The following is an 18830-nucleotide window of genomic DNA, read 5'->3' as shown; positions in this document are numbered from 1 at the left end:
TCGAAACCGGTGAATTCTTACAGGAATGTAAGGTTTTTCGACAACGATTGGTCAGCCCCATGCATGAGGAAATGCCGAGGCTATGAGTCTTTTCCAGACCCGGGCATGGCAGGACGCCTGGTGGGCGATATGGGGAGAAACTCCCGGCTTCTCGAAAGTGGCTCGTCCAGCCGAGGATGGCTCCGGTCTCTATATCGACCGCTATCGTTTCAAGGGTGTGTTGCCCGTGCGCTGCCTGCAGTTCGTGGGCACGAATTATCGCCGGCTGTCGACGCCACGAACGGAATACAACGGTTTCGGTCTTGATGACACGGCAGCCGGTGACGCGCCGTTGCAGGTGCTTGACCGGACCGCCTGGAGCGAGGCGGTGTTCCGTGACGTGCCCGAGGCGTCGGTGGACTTTCAGTGTCTGCAACGCCTGGCCGAGGAGCGCGGCTGGCTATGGCGGGAGGTGGCCAGGGATACCGCCTACCAGATCGACACCCGCGGCCCTTTCGATGCTTACCAGACAAACCTTGGCCGCAACACCCGGCTGCGCTTTTTCAATCGGCGTAAGGTGCTTGAGGGCCTTGCCGAGGTCCGGCAGACCAACGCTTTCCCGGACGACATCAACCGCTTTTTCGAGCTGCTCAACGGCTTTCATCGCGACCGGTGGGGCCAGCCGTGTTTCAGTGACGCGAGCCTGGCGTTCCACCGGCGCTTTCTGGAAAACGTGCCTCTCGAAGGCGGCCAACCGCGGCTCAGCATTCTCTGGAGCGGCCCACAACCGGTCTCCGTACTGTATAACGTCGTTTACCGGGGCTGTCTCTACAATATCCAGTCCGGCTTCCTCGAACATTTTCACCGCAAGCTGGCGCTGGGCTCGTTACACTTGGGCTATGCCATCGAGGATGCTTTCCACGATGACGCGGTGCACCAGTTCGATTTGCTGGCCGGATCGGGCAAGAACTGTAACTATAAAAGGCCTATCGCGACGGACAGCTGCGAGCTGGTGTCCGTCATGCTGGTACGCAGTGCCTGGGCCAAAGGGCTGTACCGGCTCAAGGAACGACTCTGACGGTGGTCGGGCGCAGGGCCCGCCTCCGTTTTTCCGGGACAGTCTAGGGATTTCTGTATGGCGCGCACCGATATCGGTTCACGTTTGAGTGTCTGGTCACCGATCATTTTCCTGTTGGCGTTTACCGTTGGGACCTGGCCGGCGCTGGTCGGCATCGTCGAACGCTGGACAAAATGGAACGAGGCCTATTCCCACGGCTTCCTGGTCCTGGCGGTGTGCCTTGGACTGACGTACCGCAAACTCCGCCAGGTTCGCCCCCGCACCGGTTTCTACTGGCCCTGGATTTTGCCCCTGTTGTTGAGCGTTGCGGTCTACGCCGTTGGCAGCCTGCTCCTGATCGAGGCGTTCCAGCAGGTGGCCCTGCTGCCCATCCTGTTTTCGGGCCTGCTCGTTCAGTGGGGCTGGCGCCAGACGATTCCCTTCCTGATTCCCGTCGGCCTGATCGTCTTTACAATTCCATTCCTGGATTACCTCGCCTGGCCGCTGCAGCTGGTTACGGTGGCGGTGAACCAGCTCTTCTTTTCGCAGTTGGGCATCGATTTCTCGGTGGAGGGCGTTTTCGTCTATTTCCCGGGCGTAGGAGCGTTCGAGATCGCGCATGGGTGTTCCGGGCTGCGCTATCTGCTGGTGGGGCTGACGCTGACGTTCCTCTACGGTGAGCTTAACCTGCGCCACCTGCAGAGCCGCGTGATCCTGGTTGCGGTCGGTGTGGCGCTGGCGCTGGCGGCGAACTGGATTCGAGTGTTCGTCATCATCTACGTGGGCTACACCTCAGACATGACGTCGCCGCTGGTGAATCATCACGATACCTTTGGCTGGTGGGTGTTTGCCGGCACGTTGGTCCCGGTGTTCCTGATCGCGCGCTGGCTGGAACACCGTGAGGCCCGCCGGGATGAACGCACTGATGACCCGGCAAGCCGCAGTGAGTTCGGGGCAGGGCGGCTGCGGGTGTTTTCCGGGCTGGTCGCCTCTTCGGTACCGCTACTGGCGCTGGCTGCGCTTTTCCTGCCGACCAGCTTTGCCGAGGGGCATCGCCCGGTCGATCCCACGCACCGGAATATCCAGCTTGTCGATGGGGATGGCTGGATGCCGCTGTTCTCCAGCAACCTGGCCGGCTGGCAGCCCATCATCGAACAGCCGGATCGTCGCTTCGAGGCAACGTACGTCGAGCGGGACGGCATCGAGGATTCCGACGCCGCACAGCGCCCGCGCTACTTCGTGGGGCTGTACAGCTACGATTTCCAGCGCCCGGGAGCTGAGGTGGTGCAGTACGGCAACCGACTGTATGACGCCGAGCATTTCATCCCGGATCGGACGTTCAGCCTGGGGGAGGCGCCGGCCGGCACCCTGGCAGGGCTTTCCATCGCTGAGCGGGGGCAGGGGCAGCCGGTGTATCTGGCTTATGGCTATTACGTGGAAGGCCGCTGGGAGAGTTCTGAGCTCAAGGCCAAACTGGCCCAGCTGCCGGGCATGTTCAACCGGCGCAGCGACGCGTCGTTGTTGGTGATTGGGGTGACCTGCCAGGCGTGCGACGGGACGGAGTTGCTGGAAACGGCCGCGCCCGGGATCCAGTCCCAGGCGCGAGCCTATCTCGATCGTGTCTACGGTTCCCGTAGCCCCGGTGGCTGAGGGGCGATGGGCTAAACACTATTCGACAGTCTGAGACACCTCATCCGATTCGGGGCTTGTCAGGCCATCGCTGTCGACTGTTTGAACGGTGAAGTACCAGGTGCCGCTGTCCAGCCCGTCGAAGGTGTAGGACGTGTCCGCGGATGAGACTTCCACTGACTGATCGAGGTTACCGGAAGACTGCCCGTAGTTGATCAGGTAGTGATCGATCTCGCTGAGGTCGATCGACGAGCCGTCCAGGCGGGTCGAAGGCGCGGTCCAGGACAGGGTGACTTCGCCGGTCACATCGGTGACCGGAGGTTCCGGTTCGGTGGTTTCGCCTTCATCGCCACCGGTGTCGCCGGAAGTCGACTCCAGGGTGTAGGGATCCAGACCGCTTTCGTACGCCTGCAGGTTGGTCACGCCGCTGTCATTGGACACGGATGTGGCGTCGTCCCGGAAAGGAGCCAGCCCGTAGGCGATCTCCCAGGCGTCAGGGATGTCGTCCTCGTCGGAGTCCAGCGTGCTGGCGCTGCCCGGCTCGGCCGTGATGACAGTTCCGAGGACGTCCACCTCGCTGTTGTCCGCCTGATCCATGATGGTGAAATGGGCCTCGGCGCTGCCGGAACCTTCGAAGTACTCCATGGTGATTGGCACGGTTTCGCCGGCGGCCAGGCTTCGGCTGTAACTGAATTCCGTGGTCGGATGTTCGGACCAGTCGTCGATCACCAACTCGCCATCCAGGTAGAGACGGACCCCGTCATTGGTGTTGGTGATGAACTCATAGTCCCGCGAGCCGCTGCCGTGAGGCGCGGTGAACTGGCCCACCCAGCGCACGCTGAACTGATCGGACGGGGCGCCGCTGATCGGGGCGCTGCTGCCCCAGTCGAAATCGACGACGCCGTCGGTCCGGTAGCTGACGAAGGTGTCAAAGTCGGTGCCATCGAAGTACTGGCCCACGAAACCGGCAACGGTAGCCCCGGTGCCAGTATCCGGAACGTCTTCTTCGGGCACTTCATCGCTGCTGTTGGGGTCTGTGCCGGCCTGGTATTCCTCGAGGTTGCTGTAACCGTCGTCATCGGCATCCCTGGCCGCATCGGTGCCATCTCGCGGATCCAGGTTGTAGGCGAACTCCTGGCCGTCGGGGATGCCGTCACCGTCGGTGTCGGCGTTATTCTCGGACGTTCCGATCAGGAACTCGTCGGCGGCGGTCAGGAAGTCGCCGTCCGGGTCGGAAGCGGCGTCGTCGGAGTTGCTGGGGTCCAGGCCGTTGACGGTTTCCCAGTTGTCGTAGATGCCATCCAGGTCGCTGTCCATGGGCGGGAAGTCCGGGGCAAAGGCCAGCCCTTGCTCGGCGTCGAAATAGCCCACCCGGTAACCCAGGGAATAGGATTCCGCGGCGCTCTGGTCATCGTAATTGCTGGATTGTCCTTCGCTGTAGAGATATTCGCTGCCGATAATCTGCTGGGAAAGGCCCGGCCCTTCCCAGGCTACCGCGAAATGGTTGCCGCCGTTGCCCTGTTTGTGCCGGATCTCGAAGTAGTAGCGTTGCCCCCCCTCCAGCGTCTGGACGCCGGACGTCTGGGAGGCGTACTTGTCGAACACCTGCGGCTGGCTGTAGTTGGGAACCGATGCAATCTGCTGGATGTTGCCCGAAGACTCGTCGGAGCTCAGCCACAGTTGCGTCTCGTCATCACCCGCGAGGTGAAAGGTGTATTCCCCGCTGCTGGGCGCTTCGATGTAGCCTTTGACCAGGCTGCCGTAGTTGGTGCCCCTGGCCCCTTCATTAACGAGGCTGGTGATCTCTTCGACGCTGTTCGGGTTGTTGGGGTAGGCCTCGATGCTGGTCAGGTCGGCGACATCGGAGCCGCTGATGCCCGTCCAGATTCTCAGTTGAACATACCCCGGCTCACTGCTGGCGGGTATGGCTGCGGTTGGCGGTAAGTCCTGAACATCGTCAGAAGGCCATAACTGACAGCCGTGCATGAAAACGAGGGTGCCACCTATTAGGAAATGTTTTCCGTTGAGCATAAGTCACCTGAAATCAGCGCAGCGAGAATAGGTTACAAGAAGTATTGTTCCCCTCACCGACGCCTGCCACGTGAATTTAGGAATCTTTTGATCTTTGGGCTGTGACGTTATTCCGATAAACCATGAGCGAGGATTGTGCAGGCGTGGCTGATCCCGGGGCCGGAACAGGCTCCGGGATCAGCTTGATGCGTGTCATGTCAGCTCCGGCGACGGCCGGCCAGGAACAGCAGCCCCAGTCCCAGTGCCAGTAATCCCAAGGTTCCGGGCTCCGGTACCGTCATGATGCGCATGATGGAAAAGTCGCTCTGGTTGGTGCAGGCGCCGATACCGCACGTATCGGAGTAGAGCGCATCGAACGTGAGTGAGCCGATCAGGGTGTTGCCAAATATCGATCCCACCGAGACCAGCCCTGGCGAGCCGGTTTCGGCGCTGGACGCGGTGATGGCGGCGGAACTGCTGCTGCCGTCGATGGTTAGCGTCAGGAACTCATCGCCGGGGCTCATGTATTCATTTTTGAGAATCGCGACGCTGGAACTGCCATCAAGGAAGTAGGCCGTGATCCGGGCAATTTCCTCGACGTCGGAAAATTCCGGTCCATCGTACAGGAACGCCAGTGTGAAGCCGCCGAGCTCGAAGCCGCTGGCGGAGCTGGCGGTCAGGCTCTCACGCAGGCCAATCTCGTTGCCGGAGGCATCCCCGGCTACGCCAACGCCGGCTGCCGTAACGCCGTATTCGGTCTTGGTGCCCAACTCGCCACCCGTGGCGGTGAAGGTCAGGCCGCCGCCGTAACCGGAAGCGATATCAACGGCGTTGATCACCGTTGCGTTGAGCGTCGGCGCCAGCAGCATCCCTGTTGTCACTGCGAGAGCCAATCCTGCGGTTCTGATACCCATGGCGGAGCCTCCTCCTGCCGGTTCGGATACCAGAAAAACTGAGCCAGTAGCGTGCCATTCGCCTGGAATGATCAAAAAATCATCAAACTAGTACGTGTGTACAAAAACGGCATTGTAAAGAATGCTGACGGCCTCGAGCCCGCCGTTACAGCCGGGAGAGAATCTTCTCAGCGTCTTCGGAGCGCCCGGTGGTGCGGTAAACCTCCGCCAGATGCTGGGCTATCTCCGGGGTGTCCGGTGACAGGGCGTAGGCTTTTTCCAGCACGGGGAGGCTTTCCGTATGGTTCCCCTGTTGGAACAGGATCCAGCCGTAGGTATCGGCGACCGCGGCGGAGTCGGGCTCGAGACTGTATGCTTTCTCGGCAAGCGCCCGGGCGTCCTGTTTCCCGGATTCATGATACAGCCACGCCAGGTTGTTGAGCGCCACGACGTTCCGTGGTGAGCCCTGGAGAATCGACTGGTAGGCGTCGATGGCTTTCTTGCTCTCACCGACGGACTGGTACGCCATCGCCAGACGCAGCTCCAGGGAGGGGTTGTCGGGGTAGCGCCCGGTCGCGTTCTCCAGGGTGTCGATCGCGCGCTGGTTCTGGCCATGTTGCTGCAGCGCGCCCACGTACAGCAAAGTCAGGCGAGGGGAGTCGTCCTTGGCCAGCGCCAGCTCGTAAAGGTCGGCCGCTTTGCCGTAGTTTTCCTGCTCCTTTTCGTAGGTCGCTTCGACCAGGTAGGGCGTCGCGGAATCCGGGTGAGCCAGTCGCGCGTCTCGGATCAGCTCCCGGGCCTTGTCCGGGTTGCCCGCGTCGAAATACGCCCTGGCGGTTTGCAGGGTGACTTTCTCGTTGTCGGGGAAAAGCACCTGGGCCCGTTGCATGATGGCCAGGGCGGCCCTGGTGTCCTCTTCCTGCAGCTTGGTCCCGGCTACGCCGCCGTAGATGTCGGCCACCGCCTGGGTGTGCGGTGACAGCTCGGTCTCGCTGACCGGTTCGAGCAGGCGCGCGGCCAGCTCGTCAGCCCGGGTGATGTTCTGGGCGCGCAGCGCCAGCTCCAGCAGCGCCAGGCGTGGTGCCACGGCGTCCGGGTGTTCCTGGGCGACCGACTCCAGATATTGGCGCAGCGCGTCCGGCGAGCTGACCTGGGCCAGCCCCTGGATGGACTGGCGGTTGTCCGGAGTCCTGGCAATTGCGGCCTTAAACTGCCTGGCCGCTTCCTCCGGGTTGCCTTCGGTGGCCGCCAGGGCCCCCAGCGCGTTATTGGCCCGTGGGTCGGTATCGGACAGTTCCAGGGCCTGCTGGTAATACTGTCGGGCCTGGTCGTTATCGCCGCCGGCGGCGGCCAGACCACCGCTGATGATCCGCGCACTGACGTTGTCCGGCTGTTCCTTGACCCAGGCGGCGGCCGATTCCTCGGCGGCCGGGATATCACCGGCCTTGGCGTAGGCGTCGACAATCAGGGCCCGGGCCTGGTCGTTGTCTGGCGCTGTATCCATCACGGCCGACGCCTGTTCGATGGCATCCGCGGTCTGGCCCTGGCCGATCAGATAGCGCGCGTAGCGCAACCGCAGGTCGGTGTTCTCGGGATTCAGCTCAAGCGACTTCTCGATGTACTCGCGGCCGGCCACGGTGTCGCCGGCGGCCAGTGACGCGATACCCATCAGCGCCAGTACGCCCGGGTCGGCCTGTTCGTCGCTCAGGTTTTCAAGCAGTTCCCGGGCCTGTTCGGGGCGTTGCAGACGCAGTTGGGCGGCCGCCAGCAGTTTGCTCGCAGCGGCGGAATCCTGGGCCTGGGCGATGGGGGCGAGCAGCTCTTCGGCTTCTTCCACCCGGCCCTGCTGGAAACGGATCATGCCCAGCATGACCGAGCTCTGGACGTGGTGGGGCACCTGCTTGAGGATCTCGTTGAGGTAGCGTGCGGCTTCCGGCAGGTTGCCCTGGTGATAGGCCTCCTGGGCGGCGGCGAAGTTGCTCTTGACGGTACCCGGTGCCGATTTGGCGAGGATTTCTTCGTAGACGAAGGCTTCCGACGATTTACCCTGTTCCCGCAGGACTTCGATCAGCGAGGAGATGGTCGTGTACTTGCGGTAGGTCATGATGTCGTACTGGCCGATATCTTCCAACGCTCGGATGTAGGCTTCTTCGGAGGTGTTCCACTGTTCCCGCGCCTTGGCCAGTTGGGCCTTCCACAGCCACAGCTCCGGGTAGTTGGGGTCAATCTCGGTAGCCTTGGCGATCCGCTGATCGGCCTGGGCGCTGTCATCCCGGGCATGGGCCACCTTCGACAGCCCGATCAGGGCCGGGACCGAAGAGCCGTCGGCGTCGAGGGCCGATTGATAGGCCTGTTGGGCAGAATCCAGCTGCTTTTCGTCGAGGAAAATATCGCCCCGAAGCAGGTCCGCCTGGACGGCCTGGGTGCGGTCCGGATTGTGAAGGCCCTTGAGCGCTTCGAGTGCCGCTTCGCTCTGGCGGCGCATCAGGTGAGTGCGGGAAAGGATCAACTGGATGCGGTTGTGGACGCTGTCCGGGGTGTTCTCACCGTCGAGTCGTTTGTCGATCTCCTTGACCTGGCGGGCGGCCGTCACCGCGTCTCCGGCTTCCACGAGGTTGTCGACAATGATGAAGTAGGGTTCGACCTCACCGGGATTCAGCTCGATCGCGCTGCGGGCTTCCAGGGTGCTGGCCTTGAGTTCGCCCTGGCGCTGGAAGAAACGGGCCTGATCCAGGTGGCTCAGGTACTGGATCTCCTGTTGGCTCATTTCTTCTTCGCCGTCACTGCAGCCGGTCAGGAACAACAGCATCGCCGAAGCCAGCAGGGTAATGCGGAACAACATCTTCAGGGTCATGGAAAAGTCCTTGTCATGCACTCGCCGGAAAGTCCTTGCCCGCCCGCATCACGCGTCTGAGACGGCGGGGGAGGTCTCGATCTTGTATTTGTCGGTCAGGTTGTAGAGCGTGGGCCGGGTGATCCCCAGCAGCCGCGCCGCCTGAGCCATATTGTAGTTGCTGGTCTGGAGGGCATGGTTGATGGCGCCGCGCTCGGCCTCTTCTCGGACCTGTCGCAGGTTCAGGACGTTGCCGTCGTGGGCCACCTGTTCCGAGCGCAGTTGCAGGTCCTTGGCGGTCACGCGCTTGCCTTCGGCCATGATGGTCGCCCGCTTGATCTTGTTGATCATCTCGCGGACGTTGCCGGGCCAGCCGTAGCACTGGATGGCCTGGATGGCATCGTCGGCAAAGCCCAGTTGGGGACGTTCCAGTTGCCGGCTGAGGGTTTTCAGCAGCGACTGCGCGATCACGATGGCGTCACCGTCCCGCTCGCGTACGGCGGGCACTTCCAGGGTGATTTCGCTGATGCGGTAGTACAGGTCTTCGCGAAACTCGCCGCTGGCCACCAGTTGTTCCACGTCCCGGTGGGTGGCGCAGACGACGCGTACGTCGACCTCCACAGGATTGACGCTCCCGACGCGGTCGATGACGCGCTCCTGCAGGAACCGCAGCAGCTTGGCCTGAAGCGGCATGGGCATGTCCCCGATTTCGTCCAGGAACAGGGTGCCGCCGTTGGCCATCTCGATCTTGCCCTTCTTGCTCTGGGTGGCGCCGGTGAAGGCGCCTTTCTCGAAGCCGAAGAGTTCGCTTTCCAGCAGATTTTCCGGAATGGCGGCGCAGTTGATGGCCGCAAAGGTGCTGCCGGCGCGATGGCTGAGGTCATGGATGGCGCGGGCCAGCAGCTCCTTGCCGGTACCGGTCTCGCCCATGATCAGGGTGGTGACGTCCGCCGGTGCGACTTTCTCGACCATGCGGCACAGGGAGATCATCTGCGGGCTGGCGGCGACAATCCCCTTGATGGAGGTGCCGTTGCGGTTGAGCACCAGCTCGCGGTTTTCTTTTTCCAGCTCCGCCAGACGGAACGCGCGGTTGACGACAAAGGTGAGGATGTCGGGATCCAGCGGCTTCTGATAGAAGTCACTGGCCCCCATGCCGATGGCCCGCACGGCGTTTTCCCGGTCTTCCCGGCCGGTAACCACCACGACCTTGGTGTTGGGCGCCAGGCGAATGATGTCTTCCAGCAGGATAAAACCTTCTCTGGCACCCCCCGGGTCGGGCGGGAGCCCCAGATCCAGGGTGACCACTTGCGGCTCGAAGCGGCGTAGCGAAGTCAATGCGGATTCCCGGTCGCTGGCCACCATGACTTCGATGCTGTCGTTGAAGCACCAGCGCATTTGGCTTTGCAGACCCGGGTCATCCTCAACAATCAGTAGACGTTTATCCACGACCGAACCAAATCCTTTTATCTGATCTGTGACGTCTGGTGCTGCAGCCCGCCTGACCTGCGTCGGCGTGGCCTGGAAGGCGATAAGCCCTGAACACCACGATACGAGTTTTTCGATTATTGATTAGATGAGTCTAGCACTGATTCTGGCTGTATTTTGACGCGAAATAAACATTGGTGTGGTTTTGTCGGCAAAAATGCCGAAAATTTGACAATTGTTTAAAATGCGTTCGAAAACCGACGCTCAGTCGATCAGTGAATGCTCTAGCCGCTCTCCGCCAGTTTCGGTTCGGTCGGTTCGGAATCCGACGCGCGGGTGTCCGGCCGCCCCAGCGGCAGACGCACGGTGAAACACGAACCCAACCCGGGCTCGCTCGTGACGTCGATGTTGCCGCCGATCTGGCGCACGTATTCCCGGGCCTGGTAGGCGCCGATGCCCATGCCCGCCAGGCCCTTGGTGCTTTCGAACGGCTTGAACAGCTTCATCTTGATGAACTCCTCGCTCATGCCTGAGCCGGTGTCCTGGATAAAGATGACCACGTGGTCGGAACTCTGCTTGACCGTCAGGGCCACCTCGCCGGCTGGCGGTGTGGCGTCCTGGGCATTCTGGATAATGTGCCCGAGCACGCTGTGTAGCTGCTCCGGGTCGCCCTCTACCCAGATGGGCTGGTCGCCGGGCTGATAGCTCGGGTGTGGTTCGCTGCGGGCGTGATAGTGGACCAGTTCCGACAGCAGGTTGTTCAGCTCGATTGACTGTACCGGTAAGTCCTCCCGCGCCGGCCGGCGGATATGGTCGACCAGACCTGACATTTTCGTCACCGCGTGTTGGGTGGTGCTGATCATGTCGTCCACGAAGGCCGGGTTGTGGCGGTGCTTCTCGGCGTTGCGCACCATCAGCGACAGTTGGGCGATCATGGTTTTCAGGTCGTGCACCAGGAAGGCGGACGTCTTGGATACCGCCTCGAACTGCATGGCCCGCGAGAGTCGGTTCTGTGCATCCGCCTGGGCCAGCACGTTACAGGTCTGGCGCGCCACCACGCGGATCAGGTCGAAGTTCTCCCAGTTCAGTTCGACCCGGGCGTAAGGCGAGCCGATCAGGCAGATGCCGTAGAGCTCCTCGCCCAGGTACAGCGGGATGATCAGCCAGCCATCGGGGAAGCGCAGAACGGCGTCGGGGATTTCCAGCAGTTCGTAGCGCACCGGGTCCTGATGGTATTCGGACAGGTCGATGATCCACTCCTTCTCCCTGAAGAAGCCGATCATGTTGGCGTCACCGTCGATCAGTGTGTGCCGCGGCGGCGTCATGTTGACGCTGGAGTAGAGCACGTAGTTGCCGTCGTTGTCCCGAACCCAGAGGGCGCCGGCGTTGCTTTCCACCAGGTCGGCCATGATCCGCACCACCCGTTCCGGCAGCGGTGGATCTTCCGTCAGGTTGGCGAAAATCTGCGTCATCTTCAGCCATTCCTCGCGGTAGTCGTACTTGTAGTCGAAGAAGTTCTGGCTGATGAAAATCATCAGGCGGGCGCGGAAACGGCTGGAACTGAGCAGGGCGGCGAACAGCACCAGGAAGATCGACAGGAAAAGAACCTGCAGCGCCTCGCCCCAGGCGCCGCCCAGGGCCCGCACGTAATAGCCGCCGAATGCGACGAACAGCAGGTAGCTCCCGGCGAACGCCAGGGCACCCACGTGGAACACGGCGTTGCGTGAGAGCTGGAAATCCACCGGCTGCTTGCGGGTGTTGATCACGTTGACGGCGAACAGCGGCACCAGGAAGGCGTTGACCGCGCCGCGGGCGGACCAGAAGGAGTTGGAGATCTGGCCGAAGAGCAGGGCATCGGCGTACATGAAGAAGTCGTAGGCGAAGATTCCGCCGATGCCGATGCACAGGTACTTCATGCTGGAGCGGCCGAAGGTCAGGGAGTTGCGCCAGATCTGTTCGATCAGGCAGATCCCCAACAGCGAAAGGGTGATCTGGCCGACGATCTTGGTCTTGCCGTCCAGCAGTTGCCAGCCCAGGGCGTATTCGAAGAGGCCGCTGATCAGCAGTACCGCGATCAACAGACCAATACTGGTGCCCAGCACCCGGCGCAACCGACCGGCCAGTACGCCGGAACGGCTCCCGTCACGGATCAGGGCGAAGAGCACCGCGACCCAGGCGCCGTCGCGCACCAGTTCGAGCAGGTAGCGGATGAAGAAAGGCGGCTGATTCCAGATCAGCTGACCGACGAGGGAGGCCGCCCAGATGGTTGATACCATGGCGGCCAGCATCAGCGCGCGGTCGGTGTTGCGTCGCAGGTATTTCGAGCTGACCAGGATCGCCAGGGCTGCGAAAGCGAGAGCGGCAGCTGAATGGCTCACCAGGCTGAAGTCGATGGTCATGGCTGCACTCGTCCCGTGAGCTCCCAAAACACAGACTGGAATCGTTTATTTTCGAATCAGTATAGAGGCAAACCATCCGGGCTTGCATGTGGTCGGGCGACCGTGCCTCAGACCGGGTGCTTGTTCTCCCGATAATAGCGGAAGATTTCCTTCAGCGGCCGTTTCGGCTTGAAGCCAAAGGTGTCCCGGAAAGCCCGCCCGTCGATGATCACCGGATACTTGAAGAAGCTCATCAGGTACGACGGAAAGCTTTTCAGGCCCAGCAGTCGGGCGATTGTCCGCGGCAGAGACGGTGGAATCGACGGAATCGGCACCCGCCGGCACCCGCTCAGGTCCAGGGCGTGCTGGTAGGCGATCCAGTCGTCCGGCGCTACGTTGAAGACGCCGCGGTGGCTCTTGCGATAGGCCAGGACGATGGCGTCGGCCATGTCGTCGATGTGGATGAACTGCATCATCGGCGAGAATCCGGCCAGCACTGGCGCCCGACGGCTCGCCAGCAAGGTACTGATCGAGTTGCGCACGCCCGGGCCGACGATGTTGCAGGGCCGCAGCAGCGTGATGTTCAGGTCCGGGTAGCGCCAGAGGTAGATGTTGGCCAGGTTTTCCAGTTCCACCGAGTCGATCAGGTCCATGCTCAGGCCGGCGCTCTTGAGCGGGGCCTGCTCGTCGATCAGCGCGGGGTTGTAGGCCGTCGCGCCGTAGACGTGGTAGGTGGACAGGATCACCACCCGATGAATGCCGTACTTGTGCGCCAGGTCGAGCAGTTTCTGGCTGCCCAGCACGTTGGCGTTGTAGCGTCGCATCCGGGTTTCCTGGCTGGACATGATTCGCCCCAGGTGGATGATGCCCTCGAAGTCGTAGCGCCGGAACAGGTCCTCGAACACCCGTTTGTTGAAGTCGATGCAGTAGCTGGGAACGTCATCCCCCAGGTAGACCTGCTCGCGGAAGTCCACGGCCACCAGGTGAAAGTCGTCGCGCAGCCGATTGATCACCTGCTGGGCGAGCGCGCCGGCGGCACCGGTGACCAGGATTGCGGGTTTGCTTGAATTGGCCATCAGAACAACCTTTTCCTCTCGCTCAGCCCCTGGTTGATCAGCTCGCTGATCTCCGCCTTGACGACCTCGACCCGCTCGGTGACTTTTTCCTCGGGGATGTCGGCATTGTCGAAATACATGGGCTTGCCGAACTTCAGGTAGACCTTGGCGGGCAACACAAACGGCACCGCCACGGGCACATACGGCAGCCCCAGCGCCTTGGCCAGGGGGCGGAAGTTGGCCAGAGCCGGGATGGTCTCCTCGCAGCCCACCACGCCGACCGGCACGACGGTGGCGTTGTACTGCATGGCCAGACGCATGAAGCCATTGCCGAAGCGCTTGAGCTGGTAACGATCGCGATAGAGCTTGCCGGAACCGCGGATGCCTTCCGGAAAGACGATCACCGCCTCGTCGTTGGCCAGCATCTTGGCGCAGTTGACCGGATCGCCAAGCACCGCGCCAAGCTGGTTCAGCATGTTGCCGACGTAGGGCACGGTGGGAAAGAAGCGCTCGATCATGGCCCGCGGAATGCGCGGACGATCCTGCCGCGAGGCAAGGGCGAAGGCGATCAGGATGCCGTCGATCGGCAACTGGCCGCTGTGGTTGGCAATCAGCAGCACGGGCCCTTCAGCGGGCACGTTCTCGACACCTTCCGCCTCGACCCGGAAGTACTTGCTGTAGACCTTCTGGGCGACGGAAAAGCCGATCTTGAGGGTGTCGTTATGGATGCCCCAGGGGTCGTAGCCGAGGGAGCCCAGTGGCTTGCGGATCCGGTTGATCTGGTCGTCGAGGGATTGGGAGACCAGCTTGTCCTTGATAAACGATCTCAGGCTCATCGGCGCTTCCAGGTTTGCCTCGCTGTTGTGGTTGTCTGTTTCGGATCAGCCGGTTATGGGGCTGTCCGTGACGGGGGCTGACCCGTACGGTGCAGGATGCGTGCCTTCTGTGTCACTCCCGCGTCAGCACCAGTTCTGTCGTGTGCGATTGCCCTTGCATTAAACGGACGCAGTCCGGATAGGCATTGGCGGTTTCGACGCACAGCATGGTTTTCCAGGCCGCATCGGGAAAATCCGACAGCCGTTGGGCTTTCTCGGGACCCGGATTCCAGACCACGGTCGACAGGCTGCCCTGAGTTTCCAGGCGCGTAGTGACGCCGGGCGCCTGCACCAGGATGGGGCTGCTGCCCTGGTAGATGCGATCGGTTTCACCCTCGAAACGCACCGGGCCGGATTGGGTTTTCTCGCGCCAGTCATCCAGCGTATCGGTGTAAGTGACACCGTCGAGGCCCGCCAGTGCCGTGCTGTCGACGGCGTCGGAGGGCAGGTAGGTGTGCAACGCTTCGGTGTAGGTGATGTCGGTCTGGCCCGTGTTATGCGTGGTTAACGTCACGACGCATTGCGCCTGGGAAAAGCGGAAACGGATCTCGCCGCGCAGGGGCCAGTCGCCGTGTTCACGGGAGGCCTCTTTACCTGAGACGTCGGCCGCGTCCAGGGTCAGGGCCAGCTCGACCGAGTCTTCGGATTCGATAATGTCCAGCAGCGTCCAGGGGGTGGCGCGGGCAAAACCGTGGGCCTGTGAGGATGCAATCCGGTGGACCACCGCGGGCGGGTTCCGCGCGGGGTCGCCGAACCAGGGCCAGCACACCGGGATGCCGCCGCGAATGGCCTTGCCCGGCGTGAAGCGGGTGTCGGGGCTGAGCCAGAGCCAGTTCGATTCGCCGGTCGGGGCAAAATGGGTCAGGTGGGCACCCTGAAGAAAGACCCGAGCGCTGAATGCCGGGTGCTTGATGTCGATGGCGTCGAGATCGCCGACCGTGATCGACGTGGCAAAAATAGGCTCGGCTTTGCTTGAAGTCATCCAGATACATCCTGTGTACGCATATGCTGTCATCGGGACTGTTTGAGTCTCGGATCGATTGTGATCATAGTGGTGGCGTCCGGCACCTGGCCAGCCCTGATGGGAATTTAGGGTTACGCCAGCCCCACAGCCGGTCGTCTATACCGTGTTGGTGAAAGGAGGAGCCTGCATGAGTGTCCTGTTTCTGCTGATCAGCGCCCTGGTGCTGATTTACTTCGGGTTGGGCGGCGCCGTCGCTGCCGTGATCATGGCCGTGGCCACGCTGTTCGGCATGTACGAGGATCACTGGCACATCCTGAGCATCCTGTTCGGTGGTGCCGGCCTGGCCCTGGCCATTGTGCTGGTCATGCCCGGCAACCTGCGGCGGGACAAACTGAGCCGGCCGCTGCTGGGCTGGGTGAAGGGGCGTCTGCCAGCGCTTTCGGACACCGAGGCCGAGGCCCTCAAGTCCGGAAGTGTCGATTGGGATGGCGAGCTTTTCTCAGGTCGCCCTGACTGGTCCCGGCTGCTCAATACCACCCACGCACACCTGACCGAGAAGGAGCAGGCCTTCGTCGACGGCCCGGTCGATACCCTGTGCGGCATGCTCGACGACTGGCAGATCACCAACGAACTCTATGACCTGCCCAGGGAAGCCTGGGATTTCATCCGGCAGGAAGGCTTCTTTGGTCTGGTGATTCCCGAGGAATTCGGTGGCAAGGGGTTTTCCGCCACGGCTCACTCGGAAGTCGTGATGAAGATTTCCACGCGCAGCGTCTCTGCGGCGGTGACGGTGATGGTGCCCAACTCCCTGGGGCCCGGCGAGTTGCTGATGCATTACGGCACCGACGAACAGAAACAGCATTACCTGCCGCGCCTGGCCAAGGGCGAGGAGATCCCGTGCTTCGCTCTGACGTCGCCTGTGGCGGGTTCCGACGCCGGAGCCATCCCGGACAAGGGTATCGTCTGCCGTGGGCAGTGGAATGGCGAAGAGGTTCTGGGCCTGAAAGTGACCTGGAACAAGCGCTACATCACGCTGGCCCCGGTGGCGACGCTGATTGGGCTGGCAATCAAGGTCTATGACCCGGAAGGTCTGATGGGCGGCGATGAGGACCTGGGTGTGACCTGCGTGATGATTCCCCACGACCTGGACGGCGTCCACCACGGGGCCCGGCATCTGCCCATGAACACCGTGTTCATGAACGGGCCCACCTGGGGCGAGGATGTGTTCATCCCGTTGAGTCAGGTCATCGGCGGCGAAGGCATGGTCGGCCAGGGCTGGACGATGCTGCTGGAGTGCCTCTCCATCGGCCGTTCCATCTCGCTCCCGGCGCTGGGTACGGGGGCCGGCAAGCTCGCCAGCCTGACCACCGGCGCCTATGCCGGCATTCGCGAACAGTTCGGCCGTTCGATCAGTCATTTCGAAGGCGTGCAGGAGGCCATGGAGCCCATCGCCGGCTACACCTACATGATGGATGCGGCGCGACTGCTGACCTCCGGCATGCTGGACCGGGGCGTGCGGCCCGCGGTGCCGTCGGCGGTCCTCAAATACCGCAACACCGACCTGATGCGCAAAGTCATCAACAACGCCATGGACGTGGTGGCTGGCCGGGGCGTCATCACCGGGCCGCGCAACTTCCTGGCGCGCGCCTATCAGGCCGTGCCCATCGGCATCACGGTAGAGGGGGCCAACATTCTCACGCGCAGCCTGATGATCTTCGGGCAAGGCGCGATCCGCTGCCATCCATACATCGTCCAGGAAATCGAAGCCGCCGGCATGGACGACGAGCGGGAAGCCGTGAACGCCTTCGATGACGTGTTCTATACCCACATGGCGCACACCACCCGCAACGGCCTGCGCACCTTCGTGTTGGGGCTCAGCCAGGGCTGGCTGGAGCCGGTGCCCGGCCGGGGCGGTTTACAGCGCTACTATCGCCAGCTGGCGCGTTTTGCCTCCGCCTTTGCGGTGCTGACCGACGTCACGCTGCTCACCATCGGTGGCGGGCTCAAGGCCCGGCAGCGGCTGTCCGGCCGCATGGCCGACTGTCTGGTAGCGCTGTATTACGCGTCCGCGATCATCAAGCAGTGGCACGAGGAAGGCTATCCGGAGGACAACCGCTCGGTTGTCGAGTGGGGGCTGCAGCGCTGCCTGTTCGATTTTCAGACCAGCATGAAGGCACTGGTGGAGAATTTCCCGGTCAAGGCGTTGCGCTGGCCGCTCAAGGTACTGGTGTTCCCGACCGGTGCCCGCCTGAGTCCGCCGGACGACCGGTTGGGTGAGCGCGTGGCGCTGTCCATCGTGCGCGACGGTCCCATGCGTGAGCGTATCGTGCGCGGTGTCTACCGGCCGGAGAAACAGAACGATCCGGTTGGACGCGTGCTGCACGCCTATCGTCTGGCCAACGAAACCCGCGACACCCGGGATCGCCTGAACGACGCCATCCGCAAGACCGATCCCGATGAGCTGCAGGATATCGAGATGCTCATGGCCCACCAGCGGGATGAGCTGGTGGATTGGGCGATCGAGAAGAATTACGTGCGTGAAGACGAACGTGAGGCCCTGCTCGAAGCGCTGGGTGCCCTGTACGACGTCATCCGGGTCGATGCCTTCGACGGCGACGCTATCCGCTCCCTGGCGGAGTGCGCTACCGGCAAGCTTCGGGAGATCGAGCGGCCCTGATCCGTAGGCAACATTGCTTATCGGTAGGTCGGATAAAAAGCGGGCGGATCGGCGGGTTTCATCGTAAACTCCGCCGATCTACCGTGAGGAAACTGTCATGTCCGACCTGCCGTTCGACGCCGCTGAAGCCAGGGATCTGCTGGCCGGCCGTCCACCAGCCAACCTGGACCTGTGGCTGGACGACGTGGCCGGGCAGTTGGCCGAGTTCGGCTGGACGTCCCAGTCATTGCTGCCGCACCTGTCGACCGAGACCCTGTCGGCCTTGCGCCAGGAAGTGGAAACCCTCAACCGGACCGAGGCCCTCGACCGGGCCGGGGTGGGGCGGGGCAAGGATCACGCCCACGACCGTTCGGTGCGGCGCGACCGCATCGCCTGGCTCAATGGCGAGACCACTGCCCAGGGCGACCTGTGGCGCTTGCTGAATGCGCTCCAGCAGGGGCTCAACCAGCGTCTGTTCATTGGCTTGAAGCGATTCGAATGCCATTACGCCACTTATGGGGCGGGCGATTTCTATCGTCGTCACCTGGACAGCTTCCGTGGGCGTTCGTCGCGCATCGTCAGCCTGGTGCTGTACCTCAACGACGACTGGCGGCCGGAAGACGGCGGGCTGTTGCAGATCTACAACCGGGAAAACCCCAACGAGGTCTGCGGCAGTGTGTTGCCTGAAGCCGGGCGCGTGGCGCTGTTCATGAGCGAGGATGTTCCCCACGAAGTGCTGACCGCCCAGCGCACGCGGTACAGCATCGCCTGCTGGTTCCGGCGTGACCCGATCCAGGGCCTGGCGCTGTAGATTCGTGTCCGGCAGATCAGGGATTACGCGGCTGGGCCCGATTGCCTGAAAAAGTCGTTGATGCGCCCGAAGGGGCCTGATAACATGCGCGCCGCATCTGAGGGGAACACCCTTGGATCGATATGGTGGCTCCGCTGGTGCCTCCGCAACGATAAACCGTGAACCCGGTCAGGCCCGGAAGGGAGCAGCCGCAGCGGTGGACTTGTGTGCCGGAGTGTCGCTGGTGGAGCCACCCCCAGTTTTCCTCCCCTGTTTCTCCTATTCC

The 18830-nt window shown here is 62.5% G+C and carries 12 protein-coding genes and 1 other RNA gene; 5 read left to right on the top strand and 8 right to left on the bottom strand.

Annotated features, from left to right (window positions below; translation table 11 throughout):
- The first annotated feature begins 82 nt into the window (after positions 1 to 82).
- Together GQB00_RS03755 and xrt are read left to right on the top strand one after the other, a co-directional pair.
- Positions 83 to 1057, top strand: coding sequence for a GNAT family N-acetyltransferase (locus GQB00_RS03755; protein WP_165855269.1), 975 nt, complete (start codon positions 83 to 85; stop codon positions 1055 to 1057).
- A 57-nt stretch (positions 1058 to 1114) separates the two neighbouring features.
- Positions 1115 to 2686: an exosortase gene (xrt, locus tag GQB00_RS03750; RefSeq protein ID WP_165855268.1), complete on the top strand. Its 1572-nt coding sequence runs from the start codon at positions 1115 to 1117 to the stop codon at positions 2684 to 2686.
- A gap of 18 nt (positions 2687 to 2704) precedes the next feature.
- On the opposite strand, the gene GQB00_RS03745 is transcribed toward xrt, so the two are convergent.
- From GQB00_RS03745 to GQB00_RS03710, 8 genes are all read right to left on the bottom strand, one after another.
- Positions 2705 to 4696 (bottom strand): PA14 domain-containing protein, encoded by a 1992-nt coding sequence (locus GQB00_RS03745; protein ID WP_165855267.1) that lies wholly within the window; start codon positions 4694 to 4696, stop codon positions 2705 to 2707.
- Positions 4697 to 4893: 197 nt separating this feature from the next.
- Complete coding sequence (locus GQB00_RS03740) at positions 4894 to 5589, bottom strand: PEP-CTERM sorting domain-containing protein (RefSeq protein WP_111495993.1); 696 nt, start codon at positions 5587 to 5589, stop codon at positions 4894 to 4896.
- Between the two features lie 145 nt (positions 5590 to 5734).
- On the bottom strand, positions 5735 to 8422 hold the full coding sequence (locus GQB00_RS03735) for a tetratricopeptide repeat protein (protein ID WP_165855266.1): 2688 nt from the start codon (positions 8420 to 8422) through the stop codon (positions 5735 to 5737).
- Positions 8423 to 8470: 48 nt separating this feature from the next.
- The gene (gene prsR, locus GQB00_RS03730; protein ID WP_165855265.1) at positions 8471 to 9847 is read right to left on the bottom strand and encodes a PEP-CTERM-box response regulator transcription factor; all 1377 of its coding nucleotides are present in this window, start codon (positions 9845 to 9847) and stop codon (positions 8471 to 8473) included.
- Positions 9848 to 10110: 263 nt separating this feature from the next.
- Positions 10111 to 12225, bottom strand: coding sequence for an XrtA/PEP-CTERM system histidine kinase PrsK (gene prsK, locus GQB00_RS03725; RefSeq protein WP_111495996.1), 2115 nt, complete (start codon positions 12223 to 12225; stop codon positions 10111 to 10113).
- 107 nt (positions 12226 to 12332) lie between these two features.
- Positions 12333 to 13280 (bottom strand): SDR family oxidoreductase, encoded by a 948-nt coding sequence (locus tag GQB00_RS03720; RefSeq protein ID WP_111495997.1) that lies wholly within the window; start codon positions 13278 to 13280, stop codon positions 12333 to 12335.
- Positions 13280 to 14095 carry a lysophospholipid acyltransferase family protein gene (locus GQB00_RS03715; protein ID WP_111495998.1) on the bottom strand — a complete coding sequence of 272 codons (816 nt, stop codon included), beginning with the start codon at positions 14093 to 14095 and terminating at the stop codon, positions 13280 to 13282. The genes GQB00_RS03720 and GQB00_RS03715 overlap by 1 nt, the downstream gene beginning before the upstream one ends.
- Positions 14096 to 14207: 112 nt before the next feature.
- Complete coding sequence (locus GQB00_RS03710; RefSeq protein WP_207950603.1) at positions 14208 to 15116, bottom strand: D-hexose-6-phosphate mutarotase; 909 nt, start codon at positions 15114 to 15116, stop codon at positions 14208 to 14210.
- Between the two features lie 169 nt (positions 15117 to 15285).
- Here GQB00_RS03710 and GQB00_RS03705 point away from each other — a divergent pair, with 169 nt between their 5' ends.
- From GQB00_RS03705 to ffs, 3 genes are all read left to right on the top strand, one after another.
- A complete protein-coding gene (locus GQB00_RS03705; protein WP_165855264.1) occupies positions 15286 to 17775 on the top strand; it encodes an acyl-CoA dehydrogenase in 2490 nt (829 codons plus the stop codon).
- Positions 17776 to 17872: 97 nt separating this feature from the next.
- Entirely contained in the window at positions 17873 to 18565 is a 693-nt protein-coding gene (locus GQB00_RS03700; RefSeq protein ID WP_165855263.1) for a 2OG-Fe(II) oxygenase, read from the top strand.
- A 132-nt stretch (positions 18566 to 18697) separates the two neighbouring features.
- Positions 18698 to 18794, top strand: an RNA gene (ffs, locus tag GQB00_RS03695) — signal recognition particle sRNA small type.
- Positions 18795 to 18830: the final 36 nt, after the last annotated feature.

Source organism: Marinobacter sp. JSM 1782161, assembly GCF_011421605.1.
Taxonomy (GTDB): domain Bacteria; phylum Pseudomonadota; class Gammaproteobacteria; order Pseudomonadales; family Oleiphilaceae; genus Marinobacter_A; species Marinobacter_A bohaiensis.
The sequence above is the reverse complement of the archived record's forward strand: the minus strand, read 5'-3'. Positions and strand labels throughout refer to the sequence as shown.